Genomic DNA, 19,179 nt, shown 5'->3' with positions numbered 1-19,179 from the left:
TCGTGGGGTGTTCGGGAGATGTGAAGGTCAGGCCACCAGCGCGGTGGGCACGCGACCGGCGAAGACGTCGACGATGGCCTGAGCGGTGGCGAGGCCGATCCGCTCGTACGCCTCGCGGCTGTCGGCCGCGGCGTGCGGTGCCACGACGACCATGGGGTGGGAGAAGAGCGGGTTGTCCTGGGTGGTGGGCTCGACCTCGAACACGTCGAGGCCGGCTCCGGCGATCCGGCCCGTGGCGAGGCCTTCCACGAGGGCGTTCTGGTCGACGAGACCGCCGCGCGACGTGTTGATCAGGATGGTGCCCTGACGCATGCCCGAGATCAGTTCGGCGTCGACGATGTGGTGCGTCGCCGCGATGTGCGGGGCATGCACGCTGACGATGTCGACGTCGGCCACCGCCGCAGCCGCCGTGTCGACCAGCGACACCCCGAGTCGCGCTGCGGCCGCCTCGTCGGCGAAGGGGTCGTACGCCTTGACCGACACGTCGAAGCCGGCGAGACGACGGGTGAGCAGCTGCGCGATCGCGCCGAAACCGATCAGGCCGATCGACGTGCCCGCCAGCTCGCGGCCGACGAATCGGTCCCACCGGCCCGCCTTCGTGGCGGAGTCCATCTCGGGGATGCGGCGCAGCACCGAGAGCATGAATCCGATGGCGAGCTCGGCGACCGCCGCGGCGTTCCCGCCGGGCACGTTCACGACCTTCACGTCGCGGTCGCGGGTGGCGTCGAGGTCGATGTTGTCGAGGCCGACGCCGAGCCGGGCGATGATCTGCAGACGGCCCGCGTGCGAGAGCGCCTCCGCGTCGTAGACCTCCACGCCGCCGACCGCGGCGTCCGCGTCGGCGATCAGCTCGTGCAGTTCGGCCTGGGTCCACGGCACGGTCGCGTCGTTCTCCACGAGGGTGAAGCCGTGGTCGAGCAGCAGCTGGCGCCCCGACGAGCAGAGCTCGGGGTAGCGGACCGGCCCGACGATGACCGTTCGTCCCGTGCCGACAGGTAACAGGGGGGCGGTTGCAGTCATCTCTCGGAGGCCTTTCTGGGCGGGTCAGGATTCCGAGGAATCGATCACCGTTGAACGATTTGTTTACTGTTAACAGTCACCATAGATGGCGCCCCACGAAGATGTCAAGACGATGCGAAGAGGGGGCACCCACGGCCCGGATGCCGTGGATGCCCCCTCTGAAAACCGCGACCTCAGGTGTGCGCGAGCCCTCGCAGCACGTCGCGCACGTGACCCTTCGCCAGGGTGAGGTGCAGCCGGAGCCGCCGCACCGACGCCTCCACGTCGCCCGTGCGCACCACGTCGAGGAATCCCTGGTGGTCCTCGGTGGCGGAGGCGATGTCGGAGGTGTCGCTCAGCTCGAACAGGATCGCGAAGATGCGCTGGTACGGCCGCCACGCGTCGAGGAGGCGCCTGTTCCCGGAGTTCGCGTAGAAGCTCGTGTGGAAGGCCATGTCGGCGTCGGCGAACCGCTCCCCGTCGTCGTCCTCCGCCGCGGCGGCCATGGAGTCCACGATGCGCTGGACGTTGTCCCAGTCCTTCGCGCTCGCGTTCTCGATGGCGAGCCGGATGGCCAACGACTCGAGGGCCTCGCGCACGGTGTACAGCTCCTCGACGTCGCGGAGATCCATCGCACGGGCGTACAGCCTCTTGCGCCGATCCTCGGCCAGCCCCTCGGTCTCCAGCTGACGCAGCGCGTCGCGCACCGGCCCCCGGCTGACGTCGAAGCGGGCGGCCAGGTGATCCTCGGCGAGATGAGTGTCGGGCGGGATGATCCCGCGGATGATCTCCACCCTCAGGCGATGCGCGATCTGATCACCCATTGCCAACGGTCGAAGATCCGACACGGATTACCCCCTGGGAATTGTCTACTGGTGACAAAGCTAACCCACGCTCGGCGATCCGGGTCAATCCTTCACGGACGGGCGTCGGGACCGTCCGCCGCTCCCGGGCCGACCCGCTCGCCGGACGCACGCTCGACCTCGATCTCGCGCATCACCTCGTGCACGTCGGCGCGGGTGGCCGGCAGCTGGTCCTCGTGCCCGCGGGCGGCGCGCTCGACGACCCACGACGAGAACGACGCGACGATGAGACCGACGAGCACCACACCCCCGACCATCAGGAAGACGGCGATGACCCGCCCGGGGATCGTCACCGGCGTGTAGTCGCCGTAGCCGACGGTCGTGACGGTGCAGAACGCCCACCACACCGCGTTGCCGAAGGTGGTGATCGTCGCCCCCGGGGCGTGGCGTTCGGCGTTCAGGACGGTCAGCGATGCCATCCAGATGAGGAGCAGCGCCGCGCCCGTGCCGTAGATCAGCAGACGGGCGCGCAGCGAGCTGCCCGCCGTGCGCGTGAACGTGGTGATGCGGGTGAGCGCTCCGAGCAGCCGCACGGGTCGCAGCGTCGGCACCAGAACGATGACGATGTCGAAGAGATGCCGCCGCACCCAGAGCCCTCGGGGGCGGCTGAGGAGGAGTCGCGCGAGGTAGTCGACGATGAACATCACCCAGGTGGTCACCACGACGACCGTGGTGACGGTCGACCAGGCGCCCCGCAGATCGCCGATGACCTGGAACGTGTAGGCGATGAGGAACGCGAGCGCGGCGACCGTCAGCGGCCAGTAGCTCGCCGCCTCCCAGCGTCGCGTGGCCGCGGTCTCTCCCGCGTCGCGCGGGGCGTTCGTCACCATGCTCGCACTCTAGAGCAGGGCCGAGCCGAGTCCGCGAGAGTTCAGACCGGCAACGAGACAGCGACCGTGCGCTGCTGTTTCGTCGCCGGCGTGGAGTCTCGCGGATGCTGCGGAGGCGGATCAGTCGGCGTCGTCGCCGGGGCGACGCGGGCGCCAGAGCACCACGTCGGTCGCGCGGCGCACGCGGGAACCGTGGCGGAGCGTGACCACCGAGCCCGTGGCACCGGCGGCGAAGACGCGCGCGCCCGGCCGGGACTGCCGCTCGGCGCTGAGCTGACGCTCGAGTTCGGTGACGCGGCGGGTGAGGGCGTGCACGTGCTCCTCGAGCGCGAGCAGACGCGCGATCGCCGGAAGACTCATGCCCTCGCTCGACAGGCGCGCGACCTCGCGCAGCTGCCCGATGTGCCGCGAGGAGTAGCGGCGCGATCCCCCCTGCGTGCGGCCGGGGACCACGAGCCCGAGTCGGTCGTACTGGCGCAGGGTCTGCGGGTGCATGTTCGCGAGTTCGGCGGCCACCGCGATCGCGAAGATCGGCGCGTCCGCGTCGAGTTCGTCATCCATGCCGGTCACCGTCCTTCCTCACGTCGCGTGTCGAGCGGAGGAGATGTCACGGATGCAGGACGATTCGGCGCGAATCGTCCTGTCCCGGTGACATCTCCTTCGCTCATGTCAGCCGCGCGCCTTCGACATCAGCTCGGCGCGGGGGTTCTCCTTCGGTTCGAGCTCCTGGAAGCGCACGAGCGCCTCGCGAGCCGCGTCGTCGAGGTGCGCGGGAACGGCGACCTGCACCTCGGCGAGGAGGTCTCCGGTGCCCTTCGACGTCTCGACGCCCCGGCCCTTCACACGCAGCACCCGACCCGACGGGGTGCCGGGCGCGACACGGAGCTTCACGGGGTCGCCGCCGAGGGTCGGCACTTCGATCGTCGCGCCGAGGGTGGCCTCGGTGAAGGTGACCGGAACGGTGACCCTCAGGTTCAGGCCGTCCCGCACGAACACGGGGTGCGGGCGCACCGTCACCTGCACCACGACGTCTCCGTTCTCGCCGCCGTCGGGCGACGGGCGCCCGCGACCGCGCAGACGGATCTTCTGGCCATCCGAGACTCCGGCGGGGATCTTCACCTTGAACGGCTTGCCGTCGTCGCCCTGGAGCGAGATCGTCTCGCCCTTCGTGGCGGTGACGAAGTCGACCGTCGTGCGCGCCGTGACGTCGGAACCCCGGGTCGGGCCGCCGAAGCCGCGGTACCCGCCCGATGTCTGCCCGAAGCGTCCGGAGCCGAAGCCCCCGGGCTCGAAGTTCGCGAAGAAGTCGTCGAAGTTGCTCGACGACGACGACGGGGGGCGCGTACCCCCGCGCCCCTGGCCGAACATGCTGAAGACGTCTTCGAAGCCGGCGTTCCCGCCGCCCGGGGCCGTGAAGCGCGGAGCCCCCGAACCCATGGCGCGGATCTGGTCGTACTCCGCGCGCTGCTCGGGATCGCTCAGCACCGCGTAGGCCTCGCTGACCTCCTTGAAGGTCGCCTCCGCCTTCGCGTCGCCGGGGTTGGAGTCGGGGTGGTACTTGCGGGCGAGCTTGCGGTAGGTCTTCTTGAGGTCGGCCTCCGAGACGTCTTTCGCCACGCCGAGCACCTTGTAGAAGTCCTTGTCGAACCAGTCCTGACTCGCCATACGGTGCTCCTATTCCGCCGGGACGGCGACGACGACCTTCGCGGGTCGCAGTTCGACCGAGCCGAGGCGGTAGCCGACCTCGACGACCTCGAGCACGGTCGGAACCGTCACGCCCGGGGTCGGCGCCTGGAAGATCGCCTCGTGCTGCTGCGGGTCGAACTCTTCGCCGGCGACGCCGTACGAGACGACGCCCAGGCGCTCGGCCACGGAGCGCACCTTCTCGGCGATCGCCGAGAAGGGCGTGCCGGCCTCGAGGTCGCCGTGCTTGACCGCGCGGTCCAGATCGTCGAGCACCGGGAGCAGGCCCTTCACGGCCTCGCCCTTCGCCCGCTCGATCTCTCGCTCGCGCTGGTCCTCGGTACGCCGACGATAGTTGGCGTACTCGGCCTGGAGACGCTTGAGGTCGTTGAGCAACTGCGACTCGAGATCTGCCAGGGTCGTGTCCTCGGCCTGCGCCTGAGCGGTCTGCTCTGCGCCGAGGATGTCGTCCACGGTCAGCTCGTCCTGCGACGAGGGGTCGGATGCTCCGGCAGGCTCGGCGCCCGACCCCTCCCCGTTCGGCCGAACCTCGTCGTCGCCCCGGCCGTTGTCGGCGCCGGGCTCTTCGAAGTTCTTCTTCGCCATGGTTACTTCTTCTCGTCTTCCTCGTCGACGACCTCGGCGTCCACCACGTCCTCGTCGGAGGAGGGGGCGTCGGTCGGAGCGTCGGGCGCTGCATCCGGAGTCTGCTGGGACTGACCGGCGTTGTAGATGGCCTCGCCGATCTTGCCCTGGCTCTGGTTGAGCTTGTCGAAGGCGGTCTTGACCGCGTCATCGTCGTCACCGGCAAGCGCGCTCTTGAGCGCGTCCACGTCGCCCTGCACCTCGGTCTTGACGTCCTCGGGCAGCTTGTCGGCGTTCTCGGAGAGCAGCTTCTCGATCGAGTACGAGAGGGTCTCGGCCTGGTTGCGCACCTCGGCCGACTCGCGACGCTTCTTGTCCTCGGCCGCGTTCTCCTCGGCCTCGCGCACCATGCGCTCGACGTCCTCCTTCGGCAGCGAGGAGCCACCGGTGATGGTCATCGACTGCTCCTTGCCGGTGCCCTTGTCCTTCGCCGAGACGTGGACGATGCCGTTCGCGTCGATGTCGAAGGTGACCTCGACCTGCGGGATGCCACGGGGAGCCGGAGCGATACCGGTGAGCTCGAAGGTGCCGAGCGGCTTGTTGTCGCGGGTGAACTCGCGCTCGCCCTGGAAGACCTGGATCGCGACCGACGGCTGGTTGTCGTCCGCCGTGGTGAAGGTCTCGCTGCGCTTGGTCGGGATGGCGGTATTGCGCTCGATGAGCTTCGTCATGATGCCGCCCTTGGTCTCGATGCCGAGGCTCAGGGGGGTCACGTCGATGAGGAGGACGTCCTTGCGCTCGCCCTTCAGCACGCCCGCCTGGAGAGCAGCGCCGACGGCGACGACCTCATCGGGGTTGACGCCCTTGTTGGCCTCCTTGCCGGCCTCGCGCTTGACGAGTTCGGCGACGGCGGGCATACGGGTCGAACCACCCACGAGCACGACGTGGTCGATGTCGGCGACCTTGATGCCGGCTTCGCGGATGACGTCCTCGAACGGCTTCTTCGTGCGGTCGAGGAGGTCCTTGGTGAGGTCCTCGAACTTCGCGCGCGTGATCGTCTCGGACAGCGACACGGGGCCCGAGTCGGTCAGCGAGAGGTAGGGCAGGTTGACCGAGGTCGAGGTGGAGCTCGAGAGCTCCTTCTTCGCCTGCTCTGCCGCCTCCTTCAGACGCTGGAGGGCGATCTTGTCGCCGGAGACGTCGACGCCGGTGGTGTCCTTGAACTGCTTGATGAAGTACTCGACGAGACGCTGGTCCCAGTCGTCGCCGCCGAGGCGGTTGTCGCCGGAGGTCGAGCGCACCTGGATGGTCGAGAAGTCGTCGTCCTTGCCCACCTCGAGCAGGGAGACGTCGAAGGTTCCGCCACCGAGGTCGAAGACGAGGATGAGCTCGTCCTCCTTGCCGCGGTCGAGGCCGTACGCGAGAGCGGCGGCCGTGGGCTCGTTGATGATGCGGAGCACGTTGAGGCCCGCGATCTCACCGGCCTCCTTGGTGGCCTGGCGCTCGGCGTCGTTGAAGTAGGCGGGAACCGTGATGACCGCGTCGGTCACGGTGTCGCCGAGGTACTCCTCGGCGTCGCGCTTCAGCTTCTGGAGGATGCGCGCGGAGATCTCCTGCGGCGTCCACTTCTTGCCGTCGACGTCGAAGGTCCAGGTGGTGCCCATGTGACGCTTCACGCTCGAGACGGTGCGGTCGACGTTCGTGACGGCCTGGCGCTTCGCGGTCTCGCCGACGAGCACCTCGCCGTCCTTCGTGAACGCGACGACGGAGGGGGTGGTGCGGAAACCCTCCGCGTTCGCGATGACCTTGGGCTCGCCGCCCTCGAGGACGGCGACGACCGAGTTGGTCGTTCCGAGGTCGATTCCAACAGCACGTGCCATGTTGATCTCCTTCTAGATGAGACGAGCGGATGCTGCGTCCCTGGGTTCGAGTCGAGTTCTGGGGGCTCAACGGGTCGCTGATGTCGCGAAGGGTTGAGCCGTGATGACTCAACGCTATCGAACCCGCCGGTCGCGGTCAACCGAACTTGCTATGAATCGGCTCAACTTCGGTGATCAGACCGAATGGGCGACCGTCTGCAGGCCGATCACGAGGAGACCGAGGGCGAGCAGCAGGAGCAGGGCGAGCAGCTGCTGGCGGAGGGGTAGACGGGAGCGACGCACGCCGAGCCAGCCGATGACGGCCAACGTGCCGATGAAGACGAACGCGCACACGGTCAGCGCCGTGTCGATGTCGAGCACGTCGACCCAGGCGAGCACGATGATGCCGCCGGGTATGAGGACCGTGCCCATCGCTCCGCCCGCCACCTTCAGCATCTCCTCGACGCGGCGTCGGCCGGGGAACTCCCGGTGCACCGCAAGATGCGAAATGATCTCCGACACGAACCCCGCCGCGGTGATGCCCAGCACGCCGAGCACGAGCGCGAAGAAGGCGTGGTCGGCCTCGGGGTGGAAAGCGGTGGCGGTCACGAGCACGATCGCGAGACCGGTGAACGTCGCGTAGACGCGTTCCTTGAAGTAGGTCGCGGCTGCCCGCTCCTTCTCCACATCGACCTGCGGCGCAGCATCCGGCATCCCCGACCCCTCTCGTCGTCGCGAGCCTAACGCCCGTGCGCGCACCCGCGCGGCGCGGCCGCGGCGCGCGCGGCGGGGCATCACCGCGTGTTCACCGCGACGGCCTAGCGTGACCGACGTGAGCTCCCCCGATCCGACCGACGCCGCCGTCATCCCCCGCTCGAGAGTCTGGTCGTGGGCGCTGTGGGACTGGGGCTCGGCGGCCTTCAACGCCGTCGTCACGACGTTCGTGTTCAGCACGTACCTCGCCAGCGGGTTGTTCGTCGACCCGGCGATCGTCGCCGCCGCCGGCGATGACGACCGGAACCCGGACCTGGTCGCCGCCCTCGCCGCGAACGCGAGCCTCGTCGGGGTGGCCCTGATGATCGCCGGCATCGTCATCGCCGTGCTGGCCCCGGTGCTCGGTCAGCGCAGCGACGGCAGCGGGCGGCGGAAGCTCTGGCTCGGGATCAACACGTTCGTCGTCGTCCTGTCGATGGCCGCGATGTTCTTCGTCGAAGCCGCCCCGGGGTACCTCGTGCTCGGAGCGACCCTGCTCGCGGTCGGCAACGTCTTCTTCGAGTTCGCCGGCGTCAACTACAACGCGATGCTGGTGCAGGTCAGCACCCGAAAGACCATGGGACGCGTCTCGGGTTTCGGCTGGGGCATGGGCTACGTCGGCGGCATCGCGCTGCTCATCCTCCTGCTCGTCCTGTTCATCCAGAACTTCGGAGCCGAGGGCACCGGAGGCGTGCTCGGCATCACCACCGACAACGGGCTCAACATCCGCGTCGCCGTGGTCGCCTCGGCGATCTGGTTCGGGTTGTTCGCCATCCCCGTCCTCGTGCGGGTGCCCGAGATCGAGGCGCAGTCGCGGCGCGTGCGGGTGGGGTTCTTCCGCTCGTACGCCGTGCTCTGGAAGACGCTCACGTCGCTGTGGCACGGCAATCGTCAGGTGCTGCTGTTCCTCCTCGCCAGCGCCGTCTTCCGCGACGGTCTCGCCGGCGTCTTCACCTTCGGCGCCATCATCGCGCAGCAGGTCTTCGGGTTCTCCTCCACCGAGGTGCTGTACTTCGCCGTCGCGGCGAACCTCATCGCCGGTATCAGCACGATCGCGTCCGGCCGACTCGACGATCGTTTCGGCCCGAAGAACCTCATCCTGTTCTCGCTCGTCGGCCTGGTCGTCACGGGCACCGCCGTGCTGTTCATCGGCTCGGCCCAGGGCGGGTTCTGGGTCGCGGGGCTCATCCTCTGCGCGTTCGTGGGACCGGTGCAGGCGGCCAGTCGATCGTTCCTCGCGCGCATCACCCCCGCGGGTCGGGAGGGCGAGATCTTCGGCCTCTACGCCACGACGGGACGCGCCGTGTCGTTCCTCGCCCCCGGCCTGTTCGCGCTGTTCGTCGGCGTGACCGGAGACACCCGCCTGGGCATCCTGGGCATCGTGCTGGTGCTGCTCGCGGGGCTCTTCCTCATGCTCCCGGTCAAGGCCAAGCAGGCCGCGATCGACTGACCGACGCGGCGAACAGGTCTCGCGGTCAGGCGTTCGTCGGGCCGGCGGGAGCGTCGGATGCTGAGGATTCTGAGGATGCTGAGGATGCTGCGGGCGCAGCATCCGCGCGCTTCTTCCACGGCCACCAATCGGGCGCCCGCAGTCCCGTCTCGTCTCGCGCCTCGACCTCGAGCCCGTAGTGCTCGCCGATCTGGTCGACGAACTGCGCGCGACGCGCCCTCTCATACGCCCGCCGCTCGCGCTGGAAGGCGAGCACGGTCGCCCAGCACATCGCGAGCATCACGACGCTGAACGGCAGCGCGGTCGCGATCGCCGCCGCCTGCAGGGCACCGAGACCGCCCGCGACGAGGAGGGCGATCGCCAGGAACGCAGTGACGAGCGTGAAGAAGACGCGCACCCAGCGAGCCGGTTCGGGGTTGCCGCCGGTCGCGAGCATGCCCATCACCAGTGCTCCGGAGTCGGCCGAGGTGACGAAGAAGATCGCGATGAGGATGATCGCGCCGATCGTGAGGATCGCCCCGCCCGGCAGCGAGTCGAGCAGCTGGAAGAGCGCCCCCTCGACGTTGACCGAGCCGTCGGCCTCGGTGAGCGCGCCGGGGCTGCGCATCTCGAGCGCGATCGCGGAGCCGCCGAGCACGGCGAACCAGAGCACGCCCACGAGGGTCGGAACGAGCAGCACGCCGACGACGAACTGGCGCACGGTGCGTCCTCGGCTGACGCGGGCGATGAAGATGCCGACGAACGGCGCCCACGACATCCACCAGCCCCAGTAGAACGACGTCCACGCAGCCTGCCACTCCTGGCCGGCCTCGCCCTGGAAAGCGCTGACCGTGAAGCTCAGCCCGACGTAGTTCTGGAGATACGCCCCGATCGACTGCACCCACTCGCGCAGAAGGAACGCGGTGTCACCGGCGAACAGGACGAACAGGAGCAACAGGCCCGCGAGGACGAGATTGAACGACGAGAGCCACTTCATGCCCTTCGTCACACCGGAGAGCACCGAGAACAGGACCGCGATCGTGATGACCCCGATGATGATGATCTGAACCGGTAGACCCGGCTCCGAGACGATCCCGCCCGCATCGAGGCCGGCGCTGATCTGCAGCACGCCGAGACCGAGCGAGGTGGCGACGCCGAAGAGGGTTCCGACGAGGGCGATCGCGTCGATCGCGTTGCCCCAGCCGCCGCGCACGCGCTTGCCGATGAGGGGCTCCAGCGCCCAGCGGATCGACAGGGGTCGGCCCCGGCGATGGATGGCATAGGCGAGACCGAGCCCGACCACCACGTAGATCGCCCACGCCTGGATGCCCCAGTGCAGGTAGGTCTGAGTCAGAGCCGACTGCGCGAGCTGCGCGTCGGTGCCGACGACCCCGGGCCGGGGGTTCACGTAGTGACTGAGGGGTTCGCTCACCCCGTAGAAGACGAGACCGATGCCCATTCCCGCCGCGAACAGCAGCGAGAACCACGAGCCGGTCGAGAACTCCGGCTCGTCGTCATCCTTGCCGAGCTTGATGTCGCCGAACCGGCTGAATCCGACGAAGAGCGCGAACGCCACGAAGAACGCCGCGATCAGCACGTAGTACCAGCTGAATCCGTTCACGATGCCGGTCTGCACGGCGGCGAAGGCCACCTCGGCCTGCGCGGGGAAGATCACCGCGAACAGGCTGATCGTCAGAGCGACGGCACCCGCGGGTATGACGACCCACTTGGCCGCCCGGTAGCGCCGGGCGTCGGCGGTGGCGGTCGATGCGGGCGATGGCTTTTCGGCAGGGGTTCCGTCAGTCACCGGAACACGGTACCCAAGCCTCTCCGCCCACGCGAGGAACGCCCTCCCGTGCTATGGACGGGGCCAGGCCTCGGCGAACTTCGCCAGCAGGCGGGCCAGTTCGACCGCGTCGGCGTCGCTGAAGTCGGCCAGTGCGGTGCGCACCGCGTCTCGTCGCTCGCCGCGGAACCCGCGCACGAGCGCCTCCCCCGGCTCGGTCAGAGCGATGCGCGTGCGCCGTGCGTCGGCGGGATCGGCCTCCCGCCGCACGAGCCCGTGGTCGGCGAGCTGCTGCACGAGCCGCGAGGCGCGCGGCTGGTCGACGCCGATCGCGGCGGCCGCCTCGCTCACCGTGAGGGGGTCGGATGCGGCCAGCAGCGCCTCGAGCAGACGAAGCCGCGCGGGTCCGCCGAACCTGCCGTGGTCGCGATCGGCCCAGGGCGGCCCACCGCCCATCGCGCCGCGTTGACGCGGACCGCCATGGCCCCACGGACCCCGCCCCGACTCGGGATCCCAGGGCGGACGCGGGCGCGCACCCCTCAGGCGGGCGAGCGCGGCGGCGATCTGTTCGGCGGGATCGGTGGTCACAGCATCCAAGTTACATGCGACTTGACATGTATCGGGAATGCATGTCACGATACAACTAGTTGTCATAAGACATGGATCAGGCGGTCCTCTCGACCGCCTCAACGAAAGGACTCCCTCATGGAGAACCCAGACATCAACACAGAGAACACCTCCCCCTCCCCTCGACCGCTCGGCTTCTGGCTGCGCGTCGTCGACGGCCTGCTCGCCCGTGAGTTCGCCTCGTCGCTCGACGACGCCGACGTCTCGCGTCGCGACTGGATGCTGCTCAACGCCGTCGACGGCAGCGTCGACGCGCCGTGGCTGGCCGAACGTCTCGCCCGCAAGAGCGGGCGCGTGGGACGGCTCGCCGACCGCGGCTGGATCGTCGAGACCGACGGCATCTGGCGCCTCACCGACGAAGGGCGCGCCGAGAAGGAGCGCCTCGCCGGTCTGGTCGACGGCATGCGCGAGCGGGTCTCGGGCGCCGTGTCACCCGAGGACTACGCCACGACCGTGGCATCGCTCGAGGCGATCGCCCGCGAGCTCGGCTGGGACGAGAACGCCCACGCCGGGCGCGGTCGGGGGTTCGGCCCGGGCTTCGGTCCCGGCCTCCGCCCGGCGTTCGGACCGGGCCTCCGCGGCTTCGGGCGCGGCGGCGAGCGGGGGCTCGACCCCCGCAGGGGATTCGGCCCGCGCCACGAGCACGGGTGCGGCGAGCACCGCTCGCACGGTGAGCGCGGTGAGCGCGGTGGGCGCGGCGCGCACGGCGAGCAGGCCTACGAGCGCGGCTTCACCGCCGGGTTCGAGCGCGGCCGTGCCGCAGCATCCGAACCGGTCGCGTAGCCCGGCGGTCGGGTCGGTCGGGCCTAACGTCCGGCCGACCCCGCGTCGGTGACGCCGACGTCGGTGCGGTGGAAGTTCAGGAACGAGCGCGACGCCGTCGGCCCGCGCTGGCCCTGGTAGCGGTTGCCATAGGGGCCCGAGCCGTACGGGTTCTCCGACGGCGAGGTCAGCTGGAAGAAGCAGAGCTGGCCGATCTTCATCCCCGGCCAGAGCTTGATGGGGAGCGTCGCGACGTTGGAGAGTTCGAGCGTGACGTGACCGGTGAAGCCCGGGTCGATGAACCCCGCCGTCGAGTGGGTCAGCAATCCGAGCCGGCCGAGCGACGACTTCCCCTCGAGCCGCGCGGCGATGTCGTCGGGCAGCCCGATGAGCTCGAACGTCGAGCCGAGGGCGAACTCGCCCGGATGCAGGATGAACGGCTCGTCGGGTGCCACCTCGATCAGGCGCGTCAGCTCGGGCTGATCCTCCGCCGGATCGATGAACGGGTACTTGTGGTTGTCGAACAGCCGGAAGTACCGGTCGAGTCGCACGTCCACGCTCGACGGCTGCACCATCGCCGCGTCGGAGGGTTCGAGCACGATGCGCTTCGCATCGAGCTCACGGGTGATGTCGCGGTCGGAGAGCAGCACGGCATCAGCCTAGAGCCGGCGCGATGCTCCCCGCCCCCGCGACGTCGCCTCGCCCCCTTCCCGCCGAGACGATGTCGGCTCGCCGACCCGACATCCGCTTCACGTCGACAGCGTGTCCACTCGCCGAGACCATGTCGGATCGAGAGGATGCTGCGGCGCGGAGGCCCCTGTTATGCTGGCCCGACGCCGAAAGGCTGCCCGGGGATGTAGTTCAATGGCAGAACTTCAGCTTCCCAAGCTGATAGCGCGGGTTCGATTCCCGTCATCCCCTCCACTCTCACTTCTCACGCAAGACGGCACTTTCTCAAGCTAGATGGCACCCCGGACGCCGCATTCAGCTGTCAGGCCTCATCGCAGACTCTCGTCAGCAAGATGGCCCGCCAGCTTCGCTAGCCATCGCGCCCGCTTCACGGCGCAAACCGGCAACGGCGACCGGCACCCGCCGTGCGCATGAGCTGCGCGTCCGGCGAGATACCTGTGTCACGAACAGCCGACCCTCTGCGGAACGCGTTGCGGACGCCTATCCGGCACACTGCGCAGCTACGTCTTCATGTGACTCTCAGGTGAGTCCGCAGTCTCCAGGATCGTTAGGCATAACGATCCTCTACCGGGCACTCAGGCTGTTGCCAATGGGGTACCCCTCGCGGGCATCTTCACCGGGCGGGGTATACGCGAATCCACGGTCGGCTGTGAGAGATCAGGCGCGAAAGGCTCTGACCAAACCAACACGACTTCTATGATCAGCGGTTGAACATCAGCTTCAGTTGATCGATCGCGAGCGACTCGTACCCAGCGTTTGAATAGTCGAGGGCCTTCTTTGCCCTGCCGACCGCCGTGCCGAGTTTCGACATGGCCGCCATCCCAATCCACCGAATACCCAGCCATCGCTTCGCCTTCGAGTACAACTTCCGCTGAGCGACGAGAAGGCGCAGCCCCGTTGGGTCTCGCTGGCGAGAAATCATGCTTGCCGAAGGAGGCGGCGAATACCCACTGGGGTCAGACATGACCCGATGATGGCACGCCACCCCGACACGAGACTCAGATGGGCCGGTGATCAGATAAGCCGGACCCCTTGCGCCGTCCTACCAAACGTTGGGTGGGCGCGCGATGAGCGATCCCTATCGGAGATGTGCAAGGTGAAGGTGGGTTCATCATTGACGCATTCATCGCACCGTTACCGACGGCGCTCTGGGAGGGGCAGGACTAGGTCGATAGCCTTGGAGCATGTCACTGCCAGATTGGGTTCGACGCGAGACCACGAGCCTGGTGGTTGGTGATCTGTCGCGAGCTGAACTGATCGTGCAGCTTGGCTCACGCGGCGTTGGCCTGAATGCGCATGCCGAAACGCTGCTTTCCGGGCTGGCGGATAGAACTCAGTGGCACGACAGCAGCCGCCGCGAAGTCGATGTCATCGTAGCCGATGACGGCAATATCGCCCGGGATGCGCACTTCAAGGTCCTGGCCGAGAGCCTGGATGAGACCGATAGCGAGGAGATCGTTCGCGGCGAAGACGGCGTCGGGCCATGCGTTTCGGTCGCCTTCGAGCAGGTTGAGTCCCGCTGCGTGCCCTTCGACCACGGTCATCGCCGGCTGGTGGGAGATGGCGAGTTCAGCCCCATCGTGTTCAGACACGGCGCGACGGGCGCCTTGAATGCGGTCGACGACTTGGCGGACCCCGTCGGGTCCTGCCACGACGAGAATCCGACGCCTGCCCAGGCCGAGTAGGTGCGATGCGGCCAGGTACCCGCCTTCAACGTCATCGACAGCGACAGACCGAAGGCCAGGGTCATCAGTCTCACGGTCAACCAGCACCACAGGTGTGCCGGCCGCCGCAACGCGGCGCAGCACTGTCAGGTCCTCCGCCGCCGGAAGGATCATGACCCCGCGAACTCTCTGCTCCAAAAGCAGTTCGAGTAGCGCGTTCTCGCGGTCGGGGCGCCCGTCGCTCGTAACGATGAGAACCGTGATGCCGAATTCCCCCGCTCTGCGGTCCGCTCCGCGCACGACGTCCGCAAAGAACGGGTTACCGATGTCCGGAAGAATCAGGCCAATGCTGCGACTCTGGCCCGCACGAAGCTGACGGGCGGCGTCGTTGCGAATGTAGCCAAGGGCCGAGATTGCATCGGCAACTCGTCTCGATACGTCCGCAGAAACGGTGGCAAGCTGGTTCAGAACGTTCGACACGGTTCCTACTGAGACGCCGGCTCGCGCCGCGACATCCTTGATGCTGACCGCCACCGCGACCTCCCGTCCCGTCGCGTCGACTCTATCGAGAGGCCTTATCGGCACCTGTTCCATCTGGGCGTCGCCAGGTCAGCGGGGAGGTATCCGAGACTTACTTGCCTGCAGGGTCTCGCGCGGATTCCCTGCGTCGACGCAAGATGTCGGCAAGAAGGTGGAGTTGGGTGGCGTCTTCGAGCGCCGAGCCCACGGCCGCCACGCGCACGCCCGCGTCGAGGAAGGCCGAGACGTTGCCGGCGTCCAGTCCGCCGGTGGCGACGAACCGCACGTCCGGGAACGGGCCTCGCAGGTGACGGAACCATCCGGTGCCGAGCCATTCCGCCGGAAACGCCTTCATCCACCTCAGTCCGTTGGCGTAGGCCTGCTGCACCTCGCTCGGGGTCGCCACACCCGGAAGGATCGGGATGCCGCGGGTACGAGCCGCGTCGATGATCACGGGGTCGAAGCCCGGCGATACGACGAAGGCCGCCCCGGCGTCAACGGCGACCTCGACCTGATCCCGGGTCAGGATGGTGCCGGCCCCCACGCTCTTGCCGCGGGCGGACGCGCGTCGCGCGACTTCTCGGAGGGCTCGCTCGTCATCACTGCTCTGCAGGGTGACCTCGACCGAATCGATACCAAGATCCCACGCCGTCTCGGCCAGGCGCACCGCGCGCTCCTCACCGGTGCCGCGCAGGATCGCCATGAGCGGCGCATCGGCGAACGCGACATCGAACCATGAATCGGTGCCCGTCATCGGGTGATCCTCTCTCCGATGGAGTCCCCCATCGTCGTCAGTGTGAAGGCTGCACGGGCATGCCCGCTCCGCAGTCTGTCGGCCACCGCAGCGCCCGACAGTCGGGCGGCGAGGTAGCCGCCCGCGAAGGCGTCTCCCGCGCCGACGACGTCAACGACATCGACGCGCTCGGAAGGCTCGAAGACCTCTCGATCGCCGACGAACGCCGTGGCCCCGATGTCGCCGTCCTTGACGACCAGCTCTGGCACCTCGGGAAACCGTCGCCGCACGTCTTGTGCGGTCGGCGTGGCCCAGAGAAACTCGGCTTCGTCGCGTCCGGCGAACAGGATGTCCGCTTGTCGCGCGAGCGCGTCGAGCGCCGCCGCTGCCCGCCCGGGCGCCCACAGGACGGCTCGATGGTTGACGTCGATACTCACGGTCACGTCCGCGCGTCGAGCCCGGCGGATCATTCGGTCGAGGAAATCCGCGGCAGAGGACGACAACGCCGCCGTGATGCCCGACACGTGCATCACGGCGACACCGTCGAGGTCCACTCGCTCCGCGTCGGCGGCGCTCAGAAGCGACGCCGCCGATCCGCTCCGGTGGTAGATCACCCCGCGCCCCGGGTCTTTGACGTAGAGGCCTGTGGGGTGCCGTCGATCGAAGACGACGTCCGATACGTCGATACCGCGGGAAGCCAACTGCCGAGCGACACGACGGCCCAGCGCATCGTCGCCGAGCCGACTGAACCACCGCGTTTCATGCCCGAGGGCTGCGACGTGCGCGGCGACATTCGATTCCGCGCCGCCGGCGTCGATGAGGAATGCGTCGGCCTCTTCCACCCGCCCCGCTCGCGCGGGGGCGATCATCGCCATGGTCTCCCCGACCGTCAGCAGCGCGCCCTTCGGGGTGGGGGAGGGCGAAGCCACGGTCAACGCAGCTCGGTGACGGGCGCCGCGTCCATGTCGTCGAACGCCTGGTTCTCGCCGGCCATTGCCCAGACGAACGAGTACGCGGCCGTCCCCACGCCGGAATGCAACGACCAACTGGGGGAGATGACGGCCTGGCGGTCGGCGACGACGAGGTGGCGTGTCTCCTCACGCTGACCGAGCAGGTGGATCACGCGTGCGTCCTCCGGCACGTCGAAGTACAAGTAGCACTCGGTGCGGCGGTCGTGCGTGTGCGCCGGCATCGTGTTCCACATCGATCCGGGGTGCAGCTGTGTGACACCCATCACGATCTGGCACGAGGCCACGCCGTTCTCGTGGATGTACTGGTTGAGCGTGCGACGGTTCGACGTCACCTGGTCGCCAAGTTCTCGGACGGTCCCTTCGCCGGGGCCGACCAGCACCGTAGGGTACGACGTGTGGGCGGGCGCCGAGAAGAGATAGAACTGCGCCCCCGACTCCGCCTGCGCATCGGCGAATACGACGTCGCGGACACCGCGACCGAGGTAGAGGCAGGCCCCCGTGACCAGGGTGTACACCTCGCCGTCGGCGGTGACCGTACCGGGTCCACCGACGTTCACGATGCCGAGTTCGCGGTGCTCGAGGAAGTACTCGCTTCGGATCTCGGGGTAGCCGGTGAGCGTCAGATCCGACCCCGCGGGCACGGCTCCCCCCAGCACGATCCGATCGTGATGGGTGTAGGTGACGCGGATCTCGCCGTCGACGAAGACGTCGGGCACGAGGTACTGCCCGCGCAGGTCGTCGGTGCTCATCGCGGGTATCTGAGCGGGGTTGGTGGCATAGCGCTGCTGCATGGTTGCTCCTGAGAGGCGAGGGGACGGAAATGGGTTATCGGACGAGCCAGCCGCCGTCGACGGGGATGACGGCGCCGGTGACGTAGGCCGAAGCCGCCGACGCCAGGAAGACGAACACTCCCGCCAGGTCGGCGGGCTCGCCCCACCGGCCGGCGGGGATGCGCGCGACGATCGACTTCTCGCGGTCTTCGTCCGCCCGGAGAGCGGAGGTGTTGTCGGTGGCCATGTAGCCCGGCGCTACGGCGTTGACCGTCACCCCGGCCGCGGCCCATTCGTTCGCGAGAGCCTTCGTGAGTCCGGCGACCGCGTGCTTGGATGCGGCGTACGCGGGCACCAGGATGCCGCCCTGGAACGAGAGCATCGAGGCGACGTTGATGATGCGGCCCGACCCCTGCGCGAGCATCTTTCGGCCTGCGGCCTGCGAGAGGTGGAAGACGGCATCGAGGTTAACGCGCAGAACGTCGCTCCAGTCGTCCGGCGTGTAGTCGATGGCGGGAGCGCGCCGGATCGTGCCGGCGTTGTTCACTAGGACGTCGACTCGTCCGAGCTCGTCGACGACCTCGGTGACGGCCGATGCGAGCTCCTCGGGAGATGCGGTCGCGAAGTCGCAACGCAGAGGGAGTACGCGGCGTCCGAGGGCGCGGATGCGTTCGGCGGTCTCGGTGGCTTCGCCTCGATCGAGCAGGGCGACATCGGCGCCGGCCTCAGCGAGTGCGATGGCCGCGCCATGTCCGAGGCCGCGGCTGGTGCCAGTGACCAGCGCGACCTGGCCGTCGAGGCGGAACGAATCGAGAATCATGCGCGAACCTCCGGGGTAGCGACGAAGACGGTGGTGAGTTCGCCGATGCCGGCCACGCGCACCGTGACCGCGTCGCCGGAAGCGAGCGGATGGTGGGCTGCCTGGGCCTCGGGAAGCTTCTGCGGGGTACCCGTCGAGATCACGTCGCCGGGCTCGAGTGTCATGACGGTGCTGAGGTAGTGCACGATGAAGGCCGCCGAGAAGATCGTCGTAGCGGTGGATTGCGACACCGTCACACGACCATCGCGCAGCACCTCGACCACCAGGTCTTGCGGGTCGGCGATGTCGTCGCTCGTGACGATCCAAGGCCCGAGTGGGGCGAACCCGTCGGAGCATTTCCCCATCGTCCACTGGCTCTGCCGGCGCTGCCAGGCGCGGTCGGAGACGTCGTTGAGCAGGGTGAAGCCTCCCACGTACGACAACGCATGCTCCTGGGGCACCGACCGGGCCGTCTTGCCGATGACAAGGGCGATCTCACCCTCGTAGTCGACGTCGTCTGCCCCCGTCGGCAGCACGACCGGGTCGCTCGGGCCGCCCAGGGTGTTCGGCGTCTTGACGAACACGTCGGGGAAGTCGGGGTCGTCCGCTCGCAGGTCGCGACCGTCGGGAACGTGGCCGCGGTAGTTGTACCCGAGGCACAGGATCTTGCCCGGACGCACCGGTGCCGCCAGGTCGAGGTCAGCCAGCGCGAGCGACGCTGCGGTGACGGATTCGGCCGCGCGACGGGCAGCGGCACGGGCTCGAGGGTCTCCGAGTATGTCGACGACGGTGTCGTCGCCGGGCACGACGACCACGCGGTCGATCCCGTCGATCTCGACCGCCACGCCAGGTCGTTC

The 19,179-nt window shown here is 68.4% G+C and carries 20 protein-coding genes and 1 tRNA gene; 3 read left to right on the top strand and 18 right to left on the bottom strand.

The window, feature by feature from the left end; genetic code table 11:
- Positions 1–27: 27 nt before the first annotated feature.
- From FVP77_RS12750 to FVP77_RS12715, 8 genes are all read right to left on the bottom strand, one after another.
- Positions 28–1,020: a phosphoglycerate dehydrogenase gene (locus FVP77_RS12750; protein ID WP_147894961.1), complete on the bottom strand. Its 993-nt coding sequence runs from the start codon at positions 1,018–1,020 to the stop codon at positions 28–30.
- A gap of 173 nt (positions 1,021–1,193) precedes the next feature.
- Positions 1,194–1,823: a GntR family transcriptional regulator gene (locus FVP77_RS12745; protein ID WP_147894960.1), complete on the bottom strand. Its 630-nt coding sequence runs from the start codon at positions 1,821–1,823 to the stop codon at positions 1,194–1,196.
- Positions 1,824–1,915: 92 nt separating this feature from the next.
- Positions 1,916–2,692, bottom strand: a complete 777-nt coding sequence (locus FVP77_RS12740; RefSeq protein WP_147894959.1) for a potassium channel family protein — start codon at positions 2,690–2,692, stop codon at positions 1,916–1,918.
- 120 nt (positions 2,693–2,812) lie between these two features.
- Positions 2,813–3,253, bottom strand: coding sequence for a heat shock protein transcriptional repressor HspR (locus tag FVP77_RS12735; protein ID WP_147894958.1), 441 nt, complete (start codon positions 3,251–3,253; stop codon positions 2,813–2,815).
- A gap of 108 nt (positions 3,254–3,361) precedes the next feature.
- Entirely contained in the window at positions 3,362–4,357 is a 996-nt protein-coding gene (locus FVP77_RS12730) for a DnaJ C-terminal domain-containing protein (protein WP_147894957.1), read from the bottom strand.
- A gap of 9 nt (positions 4,358–4,366) precedes the next feature.
- On the bottom strand, positions 4,367–4,981 hold the full coding sequence (locus FVP77_RS12725; protein WP_147894956.1) for a nucleotide exchange factor GrpE: 615 nt from the start codon (positions 4,979–4,981) through the stop codon (positions 4,367–4,369).
- A gap of 2 nt (positions 4,982–4,983) precedes the next feature.
- Positions 4,984–6,840 (bottom strand): molecular chaperone DnaK, encoded by a 1,857-nt coding sequence (gene dnaK / locus FVP77_RS12720; protein ID WP_147894955.1) that lies wholly within the window; start codon positions 6,838–6,840, stop codon positions 4,984–4,986.
- 174 nt (positions 6,841–7,014) lie between these two features.
- Positions 7,015–7,533, bottom strand: a complete 519-nt coding sequence (locus FVP77_RS12715; protein WP_147894954.1) for a hypothetical protein — start codon at positions 7,531–7,533, stop codon at positions 7,015–7,017.
- Between the two features lie 109 nt (positions 7,534–7,642).
- Here FVP77_RS12715 and FVP77_RS12710 point away from each other — a divergent pair, with 109 nt between their 5' ends.
- On the top strand, positions 7,643–9,022 hold the full coding sequence (locus tag FVP77_RS12710; RefSeq protein WP_187266933.1) for an MFS transporter: 1,380 nt from the start codon (positions 7,643–7,645) through the stop codon (positions 9,020–9,022).
- A gap of 25 nt (positions 9,023–9,047) precedes the next feature.
- On the opposite strand, the gene FVP77_RS12705 is transcribed toward FVP77_RS12710, so the two are convergent.
- Together FVP77_RS12705 and FVP77_RS12700 are read right to left on the bottom strand one after the other, a co-directional pair.
- Positions 9,048–10,808 carry a BCCT family transporter gene (locus FVP77_RS12705; RefSeq protein ID WP_147894952.1) on the bottom strand — a complete coding sequence of 587 codons (1,761 nt, stop codon included), beginning with the start codon at positions 10,806–10,808 and terminating at the stop codon, positions 9,048–9,050.
- Between the two features lie 51 nt (positions 10,809–10,859).
- A complete protein-coding gene (locus FVP77_RS12700) occupies positions 10,860–11,375 on the bottom strand; it encodes a MarR family winged helix-turn-helix transcriptional regulator (RefSeq protein WP_246134106.1) in 516 nt (171 codons plus the stop codon).
- Positions 11,376–11,492: 117 nt separating this feature from the next.
- Between FVP77_RS12700 and FVP77_RS12695 the strand changes: the two genes are divergently transcribed.
- Positions 11,493–12,197: a MarR family winged helix-turn-helix transcriptional regulator gene (locus tag FVP77_RS12695; protein ID WP_147894950.1), complete on the top strand. Its 705-nt coding sequence runs from the start codon at positions 11,493–11,495 to the stop codon at positions 12,195–12,197.
- Positions 12,198–12,220: 23 nt separating this feature from the next.
- Here FVP77_RS12695 and dcd read toward each other — a convergent pair whose 3' ends face one another.
- Positions 12,221–12,826, bottom strand: coding sequence for a dCTP deaminase (gene dcd / locus FVP77_RS12690; RefSeq protein WP_147894949.1), 606 nt, complete (start codon positions 12,824–12,826; stop codon positions 12,221–12,223).
- 200 nt (positions 12,827–13,026) lie between these two features.
- On the opposite strand from dcd, the gene FVP77_RS12685 reads away from it, so the two are divergent.
- Positions 13,027–13,100 (top strand) — tRNA-Gly (locus FVP77_RS12685).
- Positions 13,101–13,566: 466 nt separating this feature from the next.
- Here the strand turns inward: FVP77_RS12685 and FVP77_RS12680 are convergent.
- The 7 genes from FVP77_RS12680 to FVP77_RS12650 all read right to left on the bottom strand — a co-directional run bounded on the left by FVP77_RS12680 (position 13,567) and on the right by FVP77_RS12650 (position 19,167).
- Entirely contained in the window at positions 13,567–13,830 is a 264-nt protein-coding gene (locus tag FVP77_RS12680; RefSeq protein WP_147894948.1) for an S-4TM family putative pore-forming effector, read from the bottom strand.
- Between the two features lie 307 nt (positions 13,831–14,137).
- Positions 14,138–15,064: a LacI family DNA-binding transcriptional regulator gene (locus FVP77_RS12675; RefSeq protein WP_147894947.1), complete on the bottom strand. Its 927-nt coding sequence runs from the start codon at positions 15,062–15,064 to the stop codon at positions 14,138–14,140.
- A gap of 97 nt (positions 15,065–15,161) precedes the next feature.
- Positions 15,162–15,803 (bottom strand): bifunctional 4-hydroxy-2-oxoglutarate aldolase/2-dehydro-3-deoxy-phosphogluconate aldolase, encoded by a 642-nt coding sequence (locus FVP77_RS12670; protein ID WP_147894946.1) that lies wholly within the window; start codon positions 15,801–15,803, stop codon positions 15,162–15,164.
- On the bottom strand, positions 15,800–16,711 hold the full coding sequence (locus FVP77_RS12665; protein WP_246134105.1) for a sugar kinase: 912 nt from the start codon (positions 16,709–16,711) through the stop codon (positions 15,800–15,802). The genes FVP77_RS12670 and FVP77_RS12665 overlap by 4 nt, the downstream gene beginning before the upstream one ends.
- 2 nt (positions 16,712–16,713) lie before the next feature.
- Entirely contained in the window at positions 16,714–17,544 is an 831-nt protein-coding gene (kduI, locus tag FVP77_RS12660) for a 5-dehydro-4-deoxy-D-glucuronate isomerase (protein WP_147894945.1), read from the bottom strand.
- Positions 17,545–17,578: 34 nt separating this feature from the next.
- Positions 17,579–18,343 (bottom strand): 2-dehydro-3-deoxy-D-gluconate 5-dehydrogenase KduD, encoded by a 765-nt coding sequence (gene kduD, locus FVP77_RS12655; RefSeq protein WP_147894944.1) that lies wholly within the window; start codon positions 18,341–18,343, stop codon positions 17,579–17,581.
- Positions 18,340–19,167 carry a fumarylacetoacetate hydrolase family protein gene (locus FVP77_RS12650; RefSeq protein ID WP_246134104.1) on the bottom strand — a complete coding sequence of 276 codons (828 nt, stop codon included), beginning with the start codon at positions 19,165–19,167 and terminating at the stop codon, positions 18,340–18,342. Before FVP77_RS12650 ends, kduD begins: the two co-directional genes overlap by 4 nt.
- Positions 19,168–19,179: the final 12 nt, after the last annotated feature.

Origin of the sequence: Microbacterium hatanonis (assembly GCF_008017415.1) — a bacterium.
GTDB classification, from domain to species: domain Bacteria; phylum Actinomycetota; class Actinomycetes; order Actinomycetales; family Microbacteriaceae; genus Microbacterium; species Microbacterium hatanonis.
This window is presented reverse-complemented; position numbering and strand designations above follow the sequence as displayed.